Origin of the sequence: Ensifer sp. ENS08 (genome assembly GCF_014852195.1) — a bacterium.
GTDB classification, from domain to species: Bacteria; Pseudomonadota; Alphaproteobacteria; order Rhizobiales; family Rhizobiaceae; genus Ensifer; species Ensifer adhaerens.
Genome location: NZ_JACVBF010000003.1, coordinates 194,866 through 214,308 on the forward strand (window position 1 = coordinate 194,866; position 19,443 = coordinate 214,308).

Genomic DNA, 19,443 nt, shown 5'->3' on the forward strand with positions numbered 1-19,443 from the left:
ACCGACCTCCAAGTAAGACGCCCTCCGGTTCGTTCCGGGGGGCGTTTTCTTTTGTCGCAGCGAGTACGATCCAGGTGACGCTTTCGCACTTGCGAGAGGCACCGGATGCTTCGCCATCTGCGACTGCCCATGCGGCCGAACCGCGTCCATCGACAGACGCTGCGTCCTTGCTCAGCATCGGCTCGTAAGTCCCTTTGAAAACAATCGCTTATCAACGGGCAATTAAGATTTTAATCAATCATTAATCGATGCCGCCTTTTGAAGCGGTGCCCATCTATGCGGCGATGCACTGCACAAATGCATAGCAGCTGCATTTTCTTTGCACTCCACCTTCTAATTAGACAAGCGTATAAGAACCTCAACGACGCAGACAGATGGCTGTCGCGACAACCTGATTTTGAGGAAATGACCATGAACCCGATTCGTATCGCAAAAAGCTGGATCAACTACCGCCGCACCGTCAGCGAGCTCGGCAACCTGTCGAACCACGCTCTCAATGACATCGGCATCACCCGTTACGACATCCGCAACATTGCGGCCCGTTCCTTCCGTTAATCGGAACGAACGACCAGGACTTCCAAGACGGCGCCTTCAGGGCGCCGTTTTCGTTTATAGGCGTTGGAACGAAAGGCCGAGCCGTGATAGGAAGCCGGCCATGAGCAAAGACACTTCTTCCCACTCCCCCATCCACGTCATCGGCGGCGGCCTTGCCGGATCGGAAGCCGCCTGGCAGATCGCCGAAGCCGGCGTACCGGTCATCCTGCATGAGATGCGCGGCGTGCGCGGCACTGACGCCCACAAGACCGACGGCCTTGCCGAACTCGTCTGTTCCAATTCCTTCCGCTCGGATGACGCGACCAGCAACGCGGTTGGCGTGCTGCATGCGGAAATGCGCCTTGCCGGCTCGCTGATCATGAAATCCGCCGACGCCAACCAGGTGCCTGCGGGCGGTGCGCTTGCGGTCGACCGTGACGGCTTCTCCGACGCGGTCAGCGCGGCGATCGCCGCTCATCCGCTGATCACGGTGGTGCGCGAAGAAGTCACCGGTCTGCCGCCGAAAGATTGGGATCTCGCCGTCATCGCGACCGGCCCGCTGACCGCACCCGGTCTTGCCGAAGCGATCCGCGCGGAAACGGGCGCCGATGCGCTCGCCTTCTTCGACGCCATCGCGCCGATCGTCTATACCGAGACGATCGACATGGACACCTGCTGGTTTCAGTCGCGCTACGACAAGGTCGGCCCCGGCGGAACCGGCAAGGACTATATCAACTGCCCGATGACCGAGGAGCAGTACAATGCCTTCGTCGATGCGTTGATCGCCGGCGACAAGACCGGCTTCAAGGAATGGGAAGGCACGCCCTATTTCGACGGCTGCCTGCCGATCGAGGTGATGGCGGAACGCGGCCGCGAGACGCTGCGCCACGGGCCTATGAAGCCGATGGGCCTCACCAATGCCCATAACCCCACCGTCAAGCCCTATGCCGTCGTACAGCTGCGCCAGGACAATGCGCTCGGCACGCTCTACAACATGGTCGGATTCCAGACGAAGCTGAAGTATGGCGCTCAGGCCGAAGTCTTCCGCATGATTCCCGGCCTCGAGAATGCCGAATTCGCCCGTCTGGGCGGCCTGCACCGCAACACCTACATCAACTCGCCGACGCTGCTCGACGGAACGCTGACGCTGAAGTCGCGGCCGGGCTTGCGCTTTGCCGGACAGATCACCGGCTGCGAAGGCTATGTCGAAAGCGCCAGCATCGGCCTGCTCGCCGGCCGCTTCGCCGCCGCCGAACGCAAAGGCGAGACTTTGGCAACCCCGCCGGCGACCACCGCTTTCGGCGCATTGCTCAACCACATCACCGGCGGCCACATCGTTTCCGACGATGAACCGGGCAAGCGCTCGTTCCAGCCGATGAACGTCAATTTCGGCCTGTTCCCGCCGCTCGATCCGGGCGCGATCACCAAGCCGGAAGGCGTCAAGCGCTTCCGTGGCAAGGAAAAGGCAGTCGCCAAGAAGCAGGCGACGGCGTCGCGCGCGCTCGCCGATTGCGCCGCCTGGCTCGGCAAGTCCGCCTGACAGGCGGACACGCATTTGTTCCACGACAAAAGGCCCGCCTGCAGTGATGCAAGCGGGCCTTTTCTTATGGAAGAACGCGGTGAGAGCTACTCGGTCGCCTGTGCCGTATGCGGCGGCTCGGCGGCGGGCTGCTCGAACTCCGATTTCGGACTGAAGCTGCCAAGCAGCCAGAGCGAAACCTCGGCCGCCTCGCCGGCGCTCTGAAACTCGAAGTCGTTGTCGAGATAAGCAAAATCGGGGAAATGCACGATGAGGCCTCGGCCGGTCTCGGAGCTATTGACCCGAACCTTCCCGGGCTGGATCACGTGGCAGACATAGTGGGTGCCGTGCGACTGGATGAAGCCCGCCTTGCCGTCATGCAGCCGCAGGAAGATCGCCGTGCGGTCCGCCGTCGAGTGCAGCGCCCGGATCGCCTCGTCCGGAAAGGCACGCCCGAACTCCACCATCGCAGAGCCGGCATCGGGATTGTCCCAGTCCCGCTCGGCGCGGGCGTTCATCCACATGTAGAATGCGCCGACCAAGACGATGACGGCGATGAGCAATAACCAAAGCATCCGCGGGCGCTCCCCTTCGCTCGGCATGACGCCGATAAAGCGCTTCTATACGCTGCGAGGCTTGCGCCAATTTGTCGTCACGGCGTGTGCGCCTCCGCCAAAGCCCCGAGCAGACCGAACCTCTGACGTATCAGAAGCGGCGGCGCCGTGCCGCGCGCCACATCCACCATTGCCGCTGCCATTGGGCCGGGCGAATGGGTTTCTGCAGAAGCCCGGCGCCCGCAGCCTCCGCGCGGTTAAGGATAGGTTCGACAAGCGCAAGCGGTATGAAGGCGGGGAAATTCGACGGCGCGATCGCCGCCAGCTGCGCACGCGCCCTGGCGAGATGATCTCGCCCGAAGCCCGCGAAGGCCCGGATCGCCTGGCTGATCGCGGCGCTGTCTTCGCCGGCGATCAGCGTTTCGCGATCGAGACCGGTGGCGCGCAGCAATTCAGCCGGCAGGTAGACCTGGCCACGGCGCAAATGCAGCGGCAACAGCATGAGGAGGCCTGCGACCGTCTGCGCGACACCGCCGTGACCGGCGACTTCGGCCGATTTCGCGGCATTCTCTGGATCAAGGACCAGGGATGAGAGCTGGATCAGCGCCGAGGCGGTCTCGCCGGCATAGCCCTCAAGCGCCGAACGGTCTTCCATCGGATCGTCGTAGAGATCGAAGATCCGGGCATCGATCATGTTCTCGAACACGGAGACCGGCAGCCGATGCGTGCGAATGCAGCCAAGGAGCGCTTCAGCAAGCGGATGCCCTTCTCCGGTCGATGCGTCGTTGCCGATGAGGTCCCGCCACCATTGCATGCGGATCTCACCGGGGATCGGCTCGTGCACGAGATCGCGGATGCGGGCGATCTCCGCACTGAAGGCATAGAGTGCGGCAAGCGCGGGCTGCTTGTCGGCAGGCGCAAGCAGGCAGGCGAGATAGCGGTCGCGGTCCGTGTCCCGCAGGTCAGCCAGAATCTGGGCAGAATTGTCGTGCACGTCGTCTTCCCCAGGCCCGATCAGACCGCGATCAGTGCGACGGCGACTGCGCGCGATTCGGCCAGCATCACATTGTAGGTGCGGACAGCGGCCCCGGTGCTCATGGGATCCGACGATATGTTGGCGGCGCGTAAAGCTGTCTTCACATCGGCCGGCAGCGGGCGAATGTCCTTGCCGGTGCCGACCAGCAGCACCTCAATGTCCTTCGCCTCATCAACGACCTTGTAGAACTTCTCGACCGTCAGCGCATCGCCCTCCGCGACGTCCCATGCATAGACGCCCGAGGGCAGCATCAGGATCGAGCCACGATGCGACATGTCTGCGAAGCGAAAGCCACCATTGCCGTAGGCATCGATGGGCGCACGTCCCGGAAAATGGGCTTCGCGAATTTCAATTCCCTTAGGCATTTCAAACAGCACCCTTTGCCGCGCCCGCCGCACCCGTATCCGCGCCGGAGGCGTTCTCGTCCCCCGGAATGTGGTCGGTGCGCTTTCTGAAGAGGATGAGGATCGGCCCGGCGATGTAAATGGACGAGATCGTTCCGACGATAACGCCAAACAGCATTGTAACACTGAAGGCGCGGATAAGGCCGCCACCGAAGAGATAAAGCGCTGTCAGTGCCAGAACGGTCGTCAGCGCTGTCAGGATGGTGCGCGACAGCGTCTGGTTGATCGACGTATCGATCAGCACCGACAACGGCATGCGCTTGTAGCGTGCAAGGTTTTCGCGGATGCGATCGTAGATGACGACCGTGTCGTTCAGCGAGTAGCCGACGATCGTCAGAACCGCGGCAATGCTGCCGAGATTGAACTCGATGCCGGTCAGCACGAGGAAACCGATCGTCAGCAGGACGTCGTGCGTCGTGGCAATGATCGCGCCGACGGCGAAGCGCCACTCGAAGCGCAGCCACACATAGAGCAGGATAGCAAGGAACGAAACAGCAAGCCCGATAGTGCCGGCGCGTGTCAGTTCGCCGGATACGACGGGGCCGACCACCTCGACGCGGCGGAAATCATACTCGTCCGAAAGTTCCGACCGGATGACGCCGGCGGCCGTCTGCTCGGCATTGTCTCCCGCCTCCTGCGACGGTACCCGCACCAGAACGTCCTCGCCCGAGCCGAGCTGCTGCACCTGGACCTCGCCGAAATTCAGCTCGTCGAGGCGCGCGCGAAGATCGGCGACATCGACCGGTCCGCCTTTGGAATGCAGCTCGATGATCGAGCCGCCCTTGAAGTCGACGCCGAGATTGAGCCCGATGCCGGCAAGCAGCAGGACGGAGGCGAGCGACAGCGCCGCCATCAGGATGAAGACCGGGTTGCGGATCCGCATGAAGCGGATGTCCAGGTCGCTGAAGCGGCCGGTCCGAATACCCTTCGGCAGGCGTTCCGACTTCCATTGGCGCAGCCAGCGCTTCACGATCAGGCGGGTGACCGTGTAAGCGGTGAAGAGCGTCGTCACGCTACCGATCGCAAGCGTAACGGCAAAGCCGCGCACCGATCCGGAGCCAAGATAAAAGAGGATGGCGCTCGCAATCAGCATCGTCAGGTTGGCATCGAAGATGCTGCTGAAGACACGCGAAAAGGCGTTGTTGATGGTGCGCCGCAGGGGCTCGGCGCCGCGAACCTCTTCACGCAGGCGCTCGTAGATCAGCACGTTCGAATCGACGGCCACGCCGATCGTCAGAATGATGCCGGCAATGCCCGGAAGGGTCAGCGTCGCGCCCGAAAGGGAAAGCGCCGCGATAATCAGGACAATGTTCAGGGCGAGCGCAATGACCGCAAAGACGCCGAAGACGCCGTAGAAAAAGATCATCGATGCGGCGACTGCGACAGCCGCAACCAGACCCGCCTTCAGGCCGTCTGCGATGGCGTCGCCACCGACGCCGGGGCCGACCGTCCGCTCTTCGACGAAGGTCAGGGGCGTCGCGAGCGGCCCTGTGCGCACGAGAGCGGCAAGGTCGGTCGCACCTTCGGTCGGCAGGTCTGCGGAGATGCGCAAGGTGTCGCCGTTGACAGCCTCCGACAGCTTGAGCGTCGCGATGACCTGTCCATCGAGAACGATCGCTGCATCCTTTGGCGGCTGCTGCGCCGCAAGGGCGGCAACACGCTGCTGCGAAGCGGTATCGATCTTGATGGCGACCGACGCGCTTTCGCCGGAAGCATCAGGTTCGGGCTGGGCTGCAACAAAATTCGCCGCTGCAAGCAGCGGTGCCTTTTCGACGAGATAGGGCACCGGCGGGTCGTCGAAGGAATAGAGGACTTCCGTGCCGGACGGAGGCTGGCCCTCCACGGCGCGTTGCACGGGCACGGAGGTATCCAGCATCCGCAGGGCCAGGTTGGCCCTTTGGCTGAGCAGATCCTTCAACCGCTGCGGATCGCCGAGGCCAGGCACCTGCACGATCAGCCGGTCATCGCCACGGCGCTGGATCAGCGGCTCGATGGCGCCGACTTCGGCGACGCGGCGGCGCACGACGTCGATGGACTGCGCCACGGCCAGCGAGAGCCGGTAGTCGATGCCTTCGTCCGTGAGGCGCAGGCGAACCAGTTCATCCGGTTCTGCACTGTCGAACACGACCTCGGAAATCGGCTCGGAGCCGAAACCACCGATATCGACAGGCGCCGTCAGCGGCCTCAGCCGCTCGCGAGCGGCCGAGAGTTGCGACCGGTCGCGAACGCGGAAGGCGATCGACTGGCCCTCGCCGGAAAGGCCGATATAGGCGATGTCGGCATCGCGCAACGATTTGCCGACCTCGTTGGCGATCGTCTCGAGCCGTTCAGCGACGATGTCGCTGCGCGCCGCCCGCAGCATGAAATGGGAGCCACCCTGGAGATCGAGCCCGAGCGCCACCTGGCGATGGGGCAGCCAAGACGGAAGTTCGGCTGCCTCTTCCCGGCTTAGAACGTTCGGCAGCGCAAAGGCGATGCCGGCAAGTGCCACCAACCAGACGAGGATACGTTTCAACGGCGGTAATCTGCGCATGCCTCAAACGCTCCAGTTGGTCGGCTGGTGGTGGCTGTTCCTGCCTTATTCCTTGACAGGCTCGCCCTTGACGCGGACTTCCGACACGCCGCTGCGGACGACGCGGATCTTCACGCCATCGGCGATTTCGACTTCGAGTTCGCTGTCGTCAACGACCTTGGTGACCTTGCCGACGATGCCGCCACCGGTCACGACCTGGTCACCGCGACGGATGTTCTTCAGGAGCTCCTCGCGGCGCTTCATCTGAGCGCGCTGCGGACGGATGATCAGGAAATACATAACGACGAAAATCAGCAGGAACGGCAGGATGGACATGAGAATGTCCGCGCCGCCGGCGGAAGGGGCGCCGGCAGTCTGCGCAAAAGCTTCGGTAATGAACATCGATCACTCCTTGAGTTCAAATATCGGCGGTTCCTCCGCGCCAAATCGGCCGGAATATAGGGACGCCCCGCCGCTCTGCAAAGCCGCGGGCACCCGTACCCGTTCCTGTGCCTCTGACACAATTTACACAAGAGGAGAACCCCTCGCGCGGGCCTCGGTGACCTTTTCCAGCGTAAACCTGCGTGCTACCGGGTTTCTGGTGGGACCTGGCCGCGACGCGGTTACGGTAAACACCAGGGCCACGCCGCCTCGAATCATGACGGCACGGCCATACACCTGATTCAGCGAGTGGAGAGAGACATATGCCGGAAGCCAAGATCGACGTTCTCATCAGGGAAATGCAGAAGCTTTCCGCGGCGATCGAGCGCATGGCCGGACCCGCCGCTGCAGCCAACGACTGGACCGCTGCCGAGTGCTTCGTCTGGGCCCCGGCGACACACCATCTGCAGCCGGTCGCCAAGCCGAACCGCATCGAACTGTCCCTGATCACCGGGGTCGACCATGTCCGTGACATCCTGCTCGACAACACGCTGCGTTTTGCCGAGGGCTACACGGCCAATAACGTGCTTCTCTGGGGCGCACGCGGCATGGGCAAATCCTCGCTGGTAAAATCGGTTCATGCGCAGGTTGCGCGCGACACCGGTGTTGCGGTCAAGCTGGTCGAGGTGCATCGCGAAGATATTGCCACGCTTCCGGCGCTGATGGACATTCTGAAGTCGGCACCGGTCCCGGTTATCGTCTTCTGCGATGATCTGTCCTTCGATCACGACGATACGTCCTACAAGTCGCTGAAGGCCGTGCTCGACGGCGGCGTCGAGGGACGCCCTTCTAACGTGCTCCTTTACGCCACCTCGAACCGGCGCCACCTGCTGCCGCGGCATATGATGGAGAACGAGCAGTCGACCGCGATCAACCCGTCGGAAGCGGTCGAGGAGAAGGTTTCGCTGTCCGACCGTTTCGGCCTGTGGCTCGGCTTCCACAAGTGCAGCCAGGACGACTATCTGGCGATGATCGACGGCTATGCCGCGCACTATGGCTTCAAGCTCGATCGCGACACCTTGCACGCCGAAGCGCTGGAATGGGCAACGACCCGTGGCGCAAGGTCCGGCCGCGTCGCCTGGCAATTCATCCAGGATCTCGCCGGCCGCCTGCGCCACAGGCTCGACGGGTAACCGGGCGCGTCGCGAACCGCACGCCTTGCCGACATCCTGAAATAGAAAGCACCGCCTGCCCGAGAGGGCAAGCGGTGCAAACATCGGATCCGGATCGGCTTTGCGACCGATCGAGACTATTCGAGGAAGGTCGCCGGGTTTACCGCGGTGGCGTTCTTGCGCACCTCGAAGTGAACCTGCGGCTGGCTTGCCCGGCCGGTCATGCCCGAAGCAGCGAGCGTCTGGCCGCGCTGAACCTTCTGGCCGCGCTGAACCTTGAGTTCGGAAGCGTTACCATAAACCGTGACCGTGCCGTCGTCGTGGCGCACCAGGACGGCGTTGCCGAGTTCCTTCAGGCTGCTGCCCGAATAAATAACGACACCGTTTTCAGCCGCCTTGATCGGCGTGCCCTCGGGCACCGAGATGTTGATACCGTCGTTGCGGTTGCCATCGACATTGGCGCCGTAGCCGGCGACGACTGCGCCGCGCACAGGCCAGCGGTACTTGCTGATGCCGGTCGACTTCGGAGAATCGTCGTCGATATCAGTCGTCTTGCTGGCGACTTCGCTGACGCTCTGCTTGGCAACCGGCGCCTGGTATTCAGCCGGCTTGTTCTTGTCGAGCGAGGCAACCTGCGGCTGCTCGGCCTTCTTGGGAACCGAGGCCGTCTTGAGCTGATCCGGAGCGGCACCATTTGCGCCCGGCAGCTGCAGCGTCTGGCCGACGCGGATCGATTCGGCCGTCAGGCCATTTGCCTGCTTGAGGGCGGCAACGGATACGCCCGTCGTCTTGGCGATACGGTTGAGCGAGTCGCCCGGCTTGACGGTGTAGGATCCACCGCCGGCGCCCTCGCCGTTCGTTGCCGGCTTGCCTGCAACGACGTCAGACTTGCCTTCACCCTTTTCGCGGGACTGGGCCGAACCCGGCAGGATTGCAACGTCGCGCTGATTGACCGGCAGCGGCGACGGCTGGCGGCTGTTGCCGTCGAGATCGGCGATCGAGTTCGTGGCTGCCGCCTTGGCAGCGCTGCCTGCGACGCCGAACGTCGGGATGACGAGACGCTGACCGGTCTCGACCTGCGCTGCGGACTGCAGACCGTTGGCCTTCAGGATTTCCTTTTCCGGGACACCAAAACGCTTGGAGAGAACGGCGACATTGTCACCCGGGCGAACCATGATCGTCGGAGCGTTCTGCGTCGTCCAGCCGCTCTTGCTTGCGGTTTCCTTGACCGTTGCGGGAAGCGTCTGCTGCGTGGCGAGTGCGGCCTGCTGGCGTGCTGCCGGGAACGGCTGGGCTTCGGCGCGCTGGTTTCCAGCAGCGCTCGGGTCAGCCAGAGTGTTGCGCTGAACGGAGATCGGGGTCGAGGCGACGCGGGCGTTCGATACGGGCGTGGAGGCCGTGTTTACCGGATCGTAGGCACCCTGCCCAGCTGCCGCAGGATAGGGCTGACCGAGGGCTGAACCACGGTTATCAACCGGCGCTGCCGCCATCTGACCGACGGACACATCGCCGCGCGGAACCGGCGTTGCGTCTCGGGGGATGGAATTTGTGGTGATGTTGTCGGACCGGGAGAACAGGCCGTCAAACCGGCTTGCATCCGAACTGCAGCCTGTTGCGACGCCTGCCAGCAGGACCGCCACGCAAAGGCGGATCGTCGACTTTCCAACCCCGGGAGATACAAACTTACGCATGACGCTTACCCACTCCGAACGCAACTCGATGTGGATTGATTAAAGCGTATTAGAGTTACCGCGTGGTTAAGGCAGACCCCACCAAAGGACTAATTTGACCAAATGCTAACCATAGGTCGACCGTCGCCCGTGAAGGGCATGCTAGAGGCAGCGTCACAGCTGCCGCCCGGGCACGAGGAGCCTAGCGCTAGATCAGTTCGGAATAGAGGCGCTCGATCTCGGATACGGATCGCCGCTCCGTCTGGTCCTCTTCGTAGCTGATGCTCGTCAGGTCCCAGGCAAAAATCTGGCGACCGGCCGGCTGCGCCAGGGTTTCGGACTGCGCCGTCTTGTCTTCGTCGAGCAGGACGCTCACCAAGGTCTGGAACGCCGCGTCTCCGTCCGCACCGCTTGCTTCTTCATATTCGAGCGACCGCAGACCTGCCACCGCCGCCTCGCGTGTCCCGAAATAGCGCAAACTGTTCTGGTCCTCCGGACGAAGGCCGTCGTAGTAGTCGATGAAGTTCTTGTAATAGGCTTGGTGATCGCCGGAATCGAGAAACTTGCCGAAGGCCTGGTACTCGCGCGAGGCCAGTTGCGGCGACAGGCGGTTGTTCCATTCCTCGCGGGTGAGCGCCGGCTGGCCGTCGGATCCCTTCTTCGTCTGGCCTAGATAAAGCAGGGCATCGGCCGAAAGCGAGATGCGTGGCGTCGGATCAAAGAAGGTCGCGGCAAGCGCCTGTGCCGCCTGCTCATCCTTGCCTGCGGAATTCGTCTGGCCGGCATTGCGCCCGGCAAGATTGTTCAGCCCGTCGCCGGATGCTGCCGCCGTCAACCTGTTCGCGATCTGCATGTGCCGTCTCCGTACCTCGCGACCGGTGTCCGCCGACGTCGCAAGACAAGCGACGACTCGCAGGCGAAAACCTGTCCGTGCACGGCAGGCGTATGGCGCGAAGCTTGCGCGAAGCTGGAGGAAGTTAAGGGGTCGTTAATAGTCAACGCCGGCGCGACCGGCGCTCCTCACCCGCACGGACGGGAATTCAATATTTAGAGAAACGACGCCAGCTGCTGCACGATCGGAAGGTAAGGCGCGTCGAACAGATCCTCGCGATCGAAGCGGCTGCCCGTGCGGCTGACGCGCACGACCCGGCAATGGGTCTCGCTCATCATGATCGGAACCAGCAGGGTGCCGCCCGAAACGAGGTGATCTGAAAACATGCGCGGCAGACTGTTGAAGGCGGCCGTGATCAGGATCCGGTCGAAGGTGCCCTCACCCGGCACGCCGGCACTGCCGTCGGCATGCCGGACGATGACATTGCGAACACCTGTTTTTTCGAGGTTCTTCTGGGCCATGCCGACGAGCGTCTGATAGCGGTCGATCGTCAGCACCCGCTCGGCAACGCGTCCCATGACCGCGGCGGTGAAGCCGCTGCCGGTGCCGACTTCGAGAACACGCTGGCCGGATTTCAGATTGAGACTGTGCAGCAGACGGACCGCAAAGTCGTATCCCTCCATGAACGAACCGCAATCGAGGGGGATTGTCCGCTGCGAATGGGCTTCGGCCTGGTACTGCGGCGGCGCGAAATGGCTTCGCGGCGTCTGCTCAACCGCCTTCAACAGATCATGGTTGGTGATGCCTTCGGCGCGCAGACGCAGCACCATCTTGGCAAAGCCTTCCTGTTCGGTCACCCGCGCACTCAAGCAACGGCTCCCTCGTTGAGCGCCCGCGCCAGGCGATCCTGGACACTGTAGTCGGTAAGGTCGAGTTTGAGCGGCGTGACCGAGATCATGTTTTCACGCAGGGCGTGAATGTCGGTTCCGGCGCGGAAATCGCCGAAGCGTTCGCCGAAACGCAGCCAGAAATAGGGAAAGCCGCGGCCATCGGTTCGCTCGTCGATCGACAGGCCGAAGTCGAGCTTGCCTTGTGACGTCACCTCCGTACCGGCAATAGCGTCCGCCGAGCAATTGGGGAAGTTGACGTTGAGCAGCGTGCCGTCAGGCAGATCCACCTTCATCAGCTTGCGGACCAAGGCCGGCGCGTGCGTTTCGACGACATCCCACGGAACGGTCTTTCCGACGGCGTGATTGTAGGCCTGGCTCAGCGCGATCGAGCGGATGCCCTGCAACGTTCCTTCGATGGCGCCGGCGACGGTACCGGAATAGGTCACGTCGTCGGCCATGTTGGCGCCGATGTTGACGCCGGACAGCACGAGATCGGGCTTGCGATCGAGCACCTTGCGGACGGCCATGATGACGCAATCGGTCGGCGTGCCGCGAAGTGCGAAGCGCTTTTCCGCGATCTGTCGCAGCCGCAATGGCTCCGACAGGGTCAGCGAATGGGCAAGGCCGCTCTGGTCCGCTTCGGGCGCAACGACCCACACATCGTCCGAAATCGTCCGGGCGACGCGTTCAAGTACCGACAGGCCCTCGGCGTGAATGCCGTCATCGTTTGTCAGCAGGATCCGCATGATGCCGCACTCCCCTCGACGTTCGCTCAGGCTACCTTTTCGATGCGCGTCTGGCCGCCCATGTAGGGGACCAGCACCTCCGGCACCGATATCGAACCATCGTCATTCAGATAGTTCTCGATGACGGCGATGAGCGCGCGGCCGACGGCAACGCCCGAACCGTTCAGCGTGTGAACGAAGCGGGTTCCCTTGTCTTCCTTGGTGCGATAGCGGGCGTTCATGCGGCGCGCCTGGAAATCGCCGCAGACCGAGCAGGACGAAATCTCGCGGAACGTATCCTGTCCCGGCAGCCATACCTCGAGGTCGTAGGTCTTGCGGGCGCCAAAGCCCATGTCGCCGGTGCAAAGGGTCATGACGCGGTAGTGCAGGCCGAGGCGCTTCAGCACCTCCTCGGCGCAGGCGGTCATGCGCTCGTGTTCGGCAACGGACGTTTCGGCATCGGTGATCGAGACCAGTTCCACCTTGTTGAACTGGTGCTGGCGCAGCATGCCGCGGGTATCGCGACCGGCAGAACCAGCTTCCGAGCGGAAGGACGGCGTCAGCGCGGTGAACCGCAGCGGCAGCTTTTCGCCTTCCAGGATCTGCTCCCGGACGATGTTGGTCAGCGGCACTTCCGCCGTCGGAATCAGCCAACGGCCATCCGTGGTGCGGAAGAGGTCTTCGGCAAATTTCGGCAGCTGGCCGGTGCCATACATCGCATCGTCGCGCACCAGAAGCGGCGGTTGCACTTCGGTGTAACCATGTTCCTGGGTGTGCAGGTCGAGCATGAACTGGCCGAGCGCGCGCTCGAGCCGCGCCAATTGGCCCTTCAGGATCGTGAAGCGCGAACCGGAAATGCGGGCCGCACCCTCGAAATCCATCAGCCCGAGCGCTTCGCCGATTTCAAAGTGCTCGCGCGGCTGGTGGTTCCAGGTGGGCTTCTTGCCAACCACGCTCTTGACGACGTTGCCGGTCTCGTCGGCACCGACGGGTACATCGTCCAGCGGGATGTTCGGAATGCGCGAGAGGGCGTCGTTGAGCTCGGCCTCGATTCTGCGGCTGTCCTCTTCGAGCGCCGGCATGGCGTTCTTCAGGTCGGCAACCTCGGCCTTCAGCTTATCGGCGAGCTCGGCATTCTTCTGCGCCATGGCCGCGCCGATATCCTTCGAGGCCGCATTGCGGCGCGACTGCATGTCCTGCAGCGCCTGAAGGTTCGTACGGCGGCGTTCGTCGAGCGCGATCAGAGATGCCGACAAAGGCTCCGCGCCCCGCTTCGCCAGGGCGGCGTCCAGCATCTCGGCATTCTCACGGATCCATTTGATATCAAGCATTTTCGTTCCACGCGTTGGTCAGATCACGGCGCGAAATCTCGAATGCTCAGCCCTTGGCGGGGCCGACCTCTCCGGAAGATCCTTCCTGCGACTCGGCAGCCTCGCTCTTGAGCGCGTCCGCTGCCCGCTGCCTTTCGACGAGTCGCGCCGTATAGATCGAAATTTCGTAGAGAAGGATGGCTGGCAGCGCAAGGCCGATCTGGGAAATCGGGTCCGGCGGCGTGAGCACGGCCGCGACAACGAAGGCGATCACGATCGCGTATTTGCGCTTCTCGGCAAGACCCTGCGAGCTCACGAAGCCGACGCGGGCAAGAAGCGTGGTGATGACCGGGAGCTGGAAGACAAGGCCGAAGGCGAAGACCAGCGACATGATCAGGCTGAGATACTCCGAGACCTTCGGCAGGAGCTGAATGGCCACCTGCCCTTCGCCACCGCCCTGCTCCATGGCCAGGAAGAACCACATCACCATCGGTGTGAAGAAGAAGTAGACAAGCGCGCCGCCAAGCAGAAACAGGAGCGGTGACGCGACCAGGAACGGTAGAAACGCCGCGCGCTCGTTCTTATAGAGCCCCGGTGCAACGAACTTGTAGATCTGTGCAGCGATTACAGGAAAGGCGATGACCAGCGCACCGAACATTGCCACCTTAATCTGGGTGAAGAAGAACTCCTGCGGCGCCGTGTAGATGAGCTCGACATTGCGATGGTTGAGGCCCGCCCAGCTCACGGCCCATTTGAACGGCAGCACCAGAAGGTTGAACAGGCCCTTGGCGAAGTAGAAGCAAACGAGGAACGCAGCGAAGAACGCGCCGATGGCCCACATCAGGCGCCTGCGCAATTCGATCAGATGCTCGATCAGCGGCTGCGGCCGGTCCTCGATATCGCCGCTCATGCTTCACCTTTCTTGCGCGCGCTGGTGCGCGGCTTTGACGTCTTGGCAGCAGGCTCCGCCACCGTCGGCGTCACTTTTTTCTTTTCAGTGGCCGGCTTCGCGGTCGCCTTGGCAGCAGACTTTGCCGTGGCCGACTTGGATGCAGCTGTTGCCGTCTTGGGCGCTGCCGTTGTCGACTTGGGCGCGGCCTTCTTTACAGCCGGCGTCGCATCGGCCTTCGTTCTGGTCGCACGCTTCGACTTTTCTGCCGGTACGGATGCGACCTCTGCGCGCTCGATCTGGCGATTGGCCGAACCGATTGCCGCAGCGGCAACCGCATCTGCGGGCTTGGCTTCGACCGCGGCCGGCGCAACGGCCGGTTCGACGGCAGAAACCGTATCGACGGTGTTCGGTGTCGCAGGCTGGTCGGGTGTCGCCGCCTTCTGCAGGTCCGCCTTGATATCGTTGCCCATCTGGCGCAGCGGATTGATTGCATCGCGCAACGCATTGGCCGGATTGAGACTTTGCGCGTCGCTGATGGTCTTTCGAACCTCGTCAAGGTCCGCTTCGCGCAGCGCTTCATCGAACTGCTGACGGAATTCCGATGCCATGCCGCGCATCTTCGAGGTCATGCGGCCGAAAGCCCGCAACATTGGCGGAAGGTCTTTCGGCCCGACAACCACGATCAGAACGATTGCGATGACGACGAGCTCGGTCCAGCCGATATCAAGCATGCGATATGTCCTGCAAACCCTTGATGCCGCCAGCCCGGTATGGACACCGGACAGGCTTCACCGACACCAGACTGTTAGCGAACTTCGTCAGACTTGTGGTCAACGGTCTTGCTGTCGAGCGTCTTGTCGGTAGCAGCCGCCTCATCGTCGGACATGCCCTTCTTGAAACTCTTGATGCCCTTAGCAACGTCACCCATCAGTTCGGGGATCTTACCGCGACCGAACAAGAGCAGCACCACGACCAGAACGATCAGCCAGTGCCAAATGCTTAACGAACCCATGCTCTTACTCCTCTGAGCCTTCCCCGATTTAGGCTCTATCACATGTCAATTTTCAGGCGTGCCTCAAGCACGCGTCTCGTTGTGACAGAACCTAAGATGCCGAACTGCTTTTTTCAAACAGTAATATATCCCGCTCGTTAACTGAAAGCATTACATCACGCAATCCATGCGGCAATCGGTCCGCCCTGATGCGCGCCCGAACCACCTCTTCACAACGCGGCACAGCGAGCTCCAGAAGCTCGACCACGCCGATGAAGCGACGGGAGAGAATGCGGGCGGGAATGTCGCCATCCTCTTCGCCGACGCGCACTCCAGACAACCTGACAGCCACCGAGAGGCGCTTACCTTCCGGATGGGGGCCGGCTGCAACGCTTCCGACCGGCGTTTCGACGCGGCCGTCACGAACCTGCGCATCGAAGACGTTGATCTCCGAGAAGAAGCCGGCGGCAAAAAGATCCCTCGGCTCGCGGTAGAGTTCGTCGGCCGTTCCGACCTGAACGAGGCGCCCGTCCTTCAGGAGCGCGATGCGATCCGCCATGCGCATCGCCTCTTCGGCGTCATGCGTGACGACGATAGCCGTTGCCCGCGTTTCCCTGAGGATCGCCAGCGTATCGGCACGGATCGAATCCTTCAGGCGCGAGTCGAGGCCGGAAAATGGCTCGTCCATGAGCAGCACCGCCGGGCGCGGCGCGAGCGCGCGGGCAAGCGCTACGCGCTGCTGCTCGCCGCCGGAAAGCACGTGCGGATACAGATCGGCATAGTGCGACAGGCCGACACGCTCGAGCGCCGCATCCGCCTGGATCAGACCTTCCTTCTTGGGGATCGCCGTCAGACCGAAACGGACATTGTCGCGGATCGTCATGTGCGGGAAAAGCGCAAAGTCCTGAAACATCAGCCCGACGCCACGCTTTTCCGGCGGCAGGAAGACAGAGGGGCCGGAAATTTCCTGGCCATTGAGCATCAGACGCCCAGCGCTCTGCCTCTCGATACCCGCGGCGATGCGCAGCAGGGTCGTCTTGCCGGATCCCGAAGGCCCGAGCAAGCAAAGGACCTCGCCGGCCTTTGCCGCCAGGCTGACGCCCTTGATCGTTTCCTTGGCGTGATAGCTGTGGTGAATATCTTCGAAGGTCAGGCTCGCCGCGAAGGAGACGCCCGCTGTCCGTCGCGTGGTCATGACGGGAGCGTCCTGCGGATCTGAAACCATGCTCTTGCATTCCTTGACACCAGTGGCGCAGGGTCAGCGAGCCCCGACGCCATGGAAAGCCGATATCTATAATCAGGTTTTTCTAATCGGCTTCTTCGCCCTTCGGTGTCAAGAGCCCCAGTTCCTCCAGGTCGAGCTGGGTGATCGGATCCTCGTTCTCGGCCAGTTCGTCGTCGCCGGTCGGAACGGGGATGTTGAGGTTCGAAGGCACGCGGCCGGAGAGCAGCCCGGCGCCCTTCAATTCCTCGATGCCCGGCAGGTCGCGCAGTTCCTCAAGCCCGAAGTGATCGAGGAAATCGCGCGTCGTACCGAAGGTCACCGGACGCCCCGGTGTGCGCCGACGCCCGCGGAACCGGACCCAGCCCGCCTCCATCAACACGTCGAGCGTACCCTTCGAGGTCTGCACGCCGCGGATATCCTCGATCTCGGCGCGCGTAACCGGCTGATGGTAGGCGATGATCGACAGAACCTCGAGGGCTGCCCTTGAAAGCTTGCGGACCTCCTGTTCGTCGGTCTGAACGACGAAAGAGAGATCGGCGGCCGTGCGGAAGGCCCAATGGTCGGCCACCTGAACGAGGTTGACGCCGCGCGTCGCGTAAACGGCTTTAAGCCGTAGCATGATCGTGCGGACATCGGCGCCACGCGGCAACCGGCTCTCGATATAGGCCTCGGACACCGGCTGCGCCGAAGCGAACACCAGGGCTTCGGCGATCCGCTCGGCTTCCTGCTCCAGCCGGGGGTCGAGGGATGCCGTTTCGATCTCGTCCTCCTCGTCGGGAACGCCAGGCAGGTACTTCTGGGCTTCAGCCACGGGCTGCCTCCATCTCGGCGAGAGTCTCCGCATCGATCGGATTTGGTCCGCGCCGGAGATAGATCGGCGCGAAGGCCTCCTCTTGGCGGATCTCCAGACGGCCCTCGCGAACCATTTCGAGCGACGCGGCAAAGGAGCTGGCGATTGCCGTCGCTCTCTCCTTCGGCGTCGTCATGTAGCGCACGAGAAAATGATCGAGCGCAGTCCAGTCGTCGAGACCACCGATCATGCGGGCCAGGATCAGCCGCGCATCGGACAGCGACCAGACGTGGCGCTTCTCGATTGTCACCTGGGTGATCGCCTGTCGTTGGCGCAGGCCCGCATAGGCGCTCAGCAGATCGTAGAGCGAAGCGTCGAAACCGGATTTCCTCTCAGTGACGATATGCTCCGGTGCGCCTCGGACGAAAACGTCCCGGCCGAGCCGGTTTCGGTTGATGAGCCGCGTCGCCGCCTCGCGCATCGCTTCCAGCCGCTTGAGCCGGAAGGCCAGCGCCGAGGCCATCTCCTCGCCGGTAGGACCGTCATCCTTCGCCTGCTGCGGGATCAGCAGCCGCGACTTCAGATAGGCGAGCCACGCCGCCATGACGAGGTAATCGGCCGCAAGCTCGATGCGGATGCTGCGCGCGCGTTCGATAAAGGCGATGTACTGTTCGGCGAGCGCCAGGACGGAAATGCGCGAAAGGTCGACGCGTTGGCTTCGGGCGAGATGCAACAGCAGGTCGAGCGGACCTTCGAAGCCGGCAATGTCGACCACCAGCGCTTCCTCATGCAGTCCGCGCTCGGCAGTCTCGTCCTGCCACAAGGGCTCCATCGGCGCCTTCGACGCAGGCTTGCCTTGTCTTTCGCCCGCATTGCTCACTGGCAGCCCGATCCTTTCCTTCAGTCCCTGTTTGCCGTCAGCCTATGTTTGCCTCAGACGGTTGCAAACAGGGCATTGAACTCCGCCCGCAGATCGACTTCGCTCGCACCGTCAGGCGCCCGGAACGCGGCTTCGGCGGCCCGCGCCCGGCGCAAGCTTTCGCCGGCCAGAACCGGCACGACATCCGCGACGGCCTTCATTTCCTCCATTATGCCATGACAATGCAAGACGAGATCAAGTCCCGCAGCAATGATGTTGCGCGCGCGGGTCGACATGTCGCCGGCAAGCGCGTTCATTGACACGTCATCCGACATCAGCAGGCCGTCGAAACCGATATGGCCGCGAATGATCTCGCGCACGACCTTCGCAGAGGTGGTCGCCGGATTGTCCGGATCGATCGTGGTGAACACCATGTGCGCCGACATCGCCATCACCTCGTCCTTCATCGCAACGAAGGGCAGGAAGTCGCTCGCGGCAAGCTCATCGAATGTGGCGCTGACGACAGGCAGGTTGTGGTGCGAGTCGACGAAGGTGCGTCCGTGGCCCGGCATATGCTTCATTACAGGCAGCATGCCGCCGGCCTTCAGCCCCTCGCCCATCGCACGGCCGATTGCCGTGACGGTCTCGGGATCGTGCCCATAGGCGCGATTGCCGATGACGTCGTGGCTGCCGGGCACGGGCACGTCGAGCACAGGCAGGCAATCGACGGTGATGCCGAAGCGCATCAGGTCAAAGGCATGCAGGCGTCCCATCAGCCAGGCGGCGCGCAGACCGAGCTCCGCGTCGCGGCGGTAGATTTCGCCGATCGCCGCGCCATTCGGATACTGCTGAACGAGCGGTGGGCGGATGCGTTGAACGCGTCCGCCTTCCTGGTCGATGAGCACGGGCGCATTGGGATTGCCGATACTGTCGCGAAGGGCTGCCACCAGATCCGAGATCTGTTGCTCCTCGCCAATGTTGCGACCGAAGAGGATGAAGCCCCAGGGGCGTTCTCCTGCAAAGAAATCGCGCTCGTCGCTCGTGAGGGAAAGGCCCTTGCAGCCGGAGATAAATGCTTTTGATTCGCTCATCCCAAGAGCATAGAGCGCGGGCTGCCCGGCGCGAAGCCACAAAGACAGCGCCCCCC

General features: G+C 62.8%; 20 protein-coding genes. 3 read left to right on the forward strand and 17 right to left on the reverse strand.

The features are described 5' to 3' along the window. Nucleotides 1–411: 411 nt before the first annotated feature. Together IB272_RS10980 and trmFO are read left to right on the forward strand one after the other, a co-directional pair. Complete coding sequence (locus tag IB272_RS10980) at nt 412–555, forward strand: DUF1127 domain-containing protein (RefSeq protein WP_064816989.1); 144 nt, start codon at nt 412–414, stop codon at nt 553–555. A 100-nt stretch (nt 556–655) separates the two neighbouring features. After that, on the forward strand, nt 656–2,074 hold the full coding sequence (gene trmFO / locus IB272_RS10985; RefSeq protein ID WP_060583193.1) for a methylenetetrahydrofolate--tRNA-(uracil(54)-C(5))-methyltransferase (FADH(2)-oxidizing) TrmFO: 1,419 nt from the start codon (nt 656–658) through the stop codon (nt 2,072–2,074). Nucleotides 2,075–2,160: 86 nt separating this feature from the next. On the opposite strand, the gene IB272_RS10990 is transcribed toward trmFO, so the two are convergent. The 5 genes from IB272_RS10990 to yajC all read right to left on the reverse strand — a co-directional run bounded on the left by IB272_RS10990 (nt 2,161) and on the right by yajC (nt 6,961). Then, nucleotides 2,161–2,628, reverse strand: a complete 468-nt coding sequence (locus IB272_RS10990) for a hypothetical protein (RefSeq protein ID WP_034796603.1) — start codon at nt 2,626–2,628, stop codon at nt 2,161–2,163. Between the two features lie 130 nt (nt 2,629–2,758). After that, complete coding sequence (locus IB272_RS10995; protein ID WP_060583192.1) at nt 2,759–3,601, reverse strand: phytoene/squalene synthase family protein; 843 nt, start codon at nt 3,599–3,601, stop codon at nt 2,759–2,761. A 20-nt stretch (nt 3,602–3,621) separates the two neighbouring features. Then, complete coding sequence (locus IB272_RS11000; protein ID WP_034796607.1) at nt 3,622–4,008, reverse strand: Mth938-like domain-containing protein; 387 nt, start codon at nt 4,006–4,008, stop codon at nt 3,622–3,624. Between the two features lies 1 nt (nt 4,009). Beyond that, nucleotides 4,010–6,580 (reverse strand): protein translocase subunit SecDF, encoded by a 2,571-nt coding sequence (gene secDF, locus IB272_RS11005; RefSeq protein WP_060516999.1) that lies wholly within the window; start codon nt 6,578–6,580, stop codon nt 4,010–4,012. A gap of 45 nt (nt 6,581–6,625) precedes the next feature. After that, the gene (gene yajC, locus IB272_RS11010) at nt 6,626–6,961 is read right to left on the reverse strand and encodes a preprotein translocase subunit YajC (RefSeq protein WP_034796611.1); all 336 of its coding nucleotides are present in this window, start codon (nt 6,959–6,961) and stop codon (nt 6,626–6,628) included. A gap of 302 nt (nt 6,962–7,263) precedes the next feature. Here yajC and IB272_RS11015 point away from each other — a divergent pair, with 302 nt between their 5' ends. Next, nucleotides 7,264–8,133: an ATP-binding protein gene (locus IB272_RS11015; protein WP_034796613.1), complete on the forward strand. Its 870-nt coding sequence runs from the start codon at nt 7,264–7,266 to the stop codon at nt 8,131–8,133. Between the two features lie 116 nt (nt 8,134–8,249). Here IB272_RS11015 and IB272_RS11020 read toward each other — a convergent pair whose 3' ends face one another. The 12 genes from IB272_RS11020 to nagZ all read right to left on the reverse strand — a co-directional run bounded on the left by IB272_RS11020 (nt 8,250) and on the right by nagZ (nt 19,387). Then, entirely contained in the window at nt 8,250–9,803 is a 1,554-nt protein-coding gene (locus IB272_RS11020; RefSeq protein WP_060583191.1) for a LysM peptidoglycan-binding domain-containing M23 family metallopeptidase, read from the reverse strand. 187 nt (nt 9,804–9,990) lie between these two features. Continuing rightward, on the reverse strand, nt 9,991–10,635 hold the full coding sequence (locus IB272_RS11025; protein WP_034796617.1) for a hypothetical protein: 645 nt from the start codon (nt 10,633–10,635) through the stop codon (nt 9,991–9,993). A gap of 194 nt (nt 10,636–10,829) precedes the next feature. Further along, nucleotides 10,830–11,483, reverse strand: coding sequence for a protein-L-isoaspartate(D-aspartate) O-methyltransferase (locus IB272_RS11030; RefSeq protein ID WP_034796623.1), 654 nt, complete (start codon nt 11,481–11,483; stop codon nt 10,830–10,832). Beyond that, the gene (surE, locus tag IB272_RS11035) at nt 11,480–12,250 is read right to left on the reverse strand and encodes a 5'/3'-nucleotidase SurE (protein WP_034796625.1); all 771 of its coding nucleotides are present in this window, start codon (nt 12,248–12,250) and stop codon (nt 11,480–11,482) included. Before surE ends, IB272_RS11030 begins: the two co-directional genes overlap by 4 nt. Before the next feature lie 26 nt (nt 12,251–12,276). Beyond that, nucleotides 12,277–13,560, reverse strand: coding sequence for a serine--tRNA ligase (gene serS / locus IB272_RS11040; protein ID WP_060583190.1), 1,284 nt, complete (start codon nt 13,558–13,560; stop codon nt 12,277–12,279). A 46-nt stretch (nt 13,561–13,606) separates the two neighbouring features. Then, the gene (tatC, locus tag IB272_RS11045) at nt 13,607–14,449 is read right to left on the reverse strand and encodes a twin-arginine translocase subunit TatC (RefSeq protein WP_034796629.1); all 843 of its coding nucleotides are present in this window, start codon (nt 14,447–14,449) and stop codon (nt 13,607–13,609) included. Next, nucleotides 14,446–15,162, reverse strand: a complete 717-nt coding sequence (tatB, locus tag IB272_RS11050; protein WP_060583189.1) for a Sec-independent protein translocase protein TatB — start codon at nt 15,160–15,162, stop codon at nt 14,446–14,448. The genes tatC and tatB overlap by 4 nt, the downstream gene beginning before the upstream one ends. Before the next feature lie 74 nt (nt 15,163–15,236). Next, nucleotides 15,237–15,443 (reverse strand): twin-arginine translocase TatA/TatE family subunit, encoded by a 207-nt coding sequence (locus tag IB272_RS11055; protein WP_034796642.1) that lies wholly within the window; start codon nt 15,441–15,443, stop codon nt 15,237–15,239. Nucleotides 15,444–15,534: 91 nt separating this feature from the next. Further along, nucleotides 15,535–16,647, reverse strand: a complete 1,113-nt coding sequence (locus IB272_RS11060) for an ABC transporter ATP-binding protein (RefSeq protein ID WP_060516987.1) — start codon at nt 16,645–16,647, stop codon at nt 15,535–15,537. Between the two features lie 82 nt (nt 16,648–16,729). Beyond that, entirely contained in the window at nt 16,730–17,458 is a 729-nt protein-coding gene (scpB, locus tag IB272_RS11065; RefSeq protein WP_060516985.1) for an SMC-Scp complex subunit ScpB, read from the reverse strand. Further along, on the reverse strand, nt 17,451–18,269 hold the full coding sequence (locus IB272_RS11070) for a ScpA family protein (RefSeq protein ID WP_060517402.1): 819 nt from the start codon (nt 18,267–18,269) through the stop codon (nt 17,451–17,453). The genes scpB and IB272_RS11070 overlap by 8 nt, the downstream gene beginning before the upstream one ends. 101 nt (nt 18,270–18,370) lie before the next feature. Continuing rightward, on the reverse strand, nt 18,371–19,387 hold the full coding sequence (gene nagZ, locus IB272_RS11075) for a beta-N-acetylhexosaminidase (protein WP_060583188.1): 1,017 nt from the start codon (nt 19,385–19,387) through the stop codon (nt 18,371–18,373). Nucleotides 19,388–19,443 lie beyond the last annotated feature (56 nt).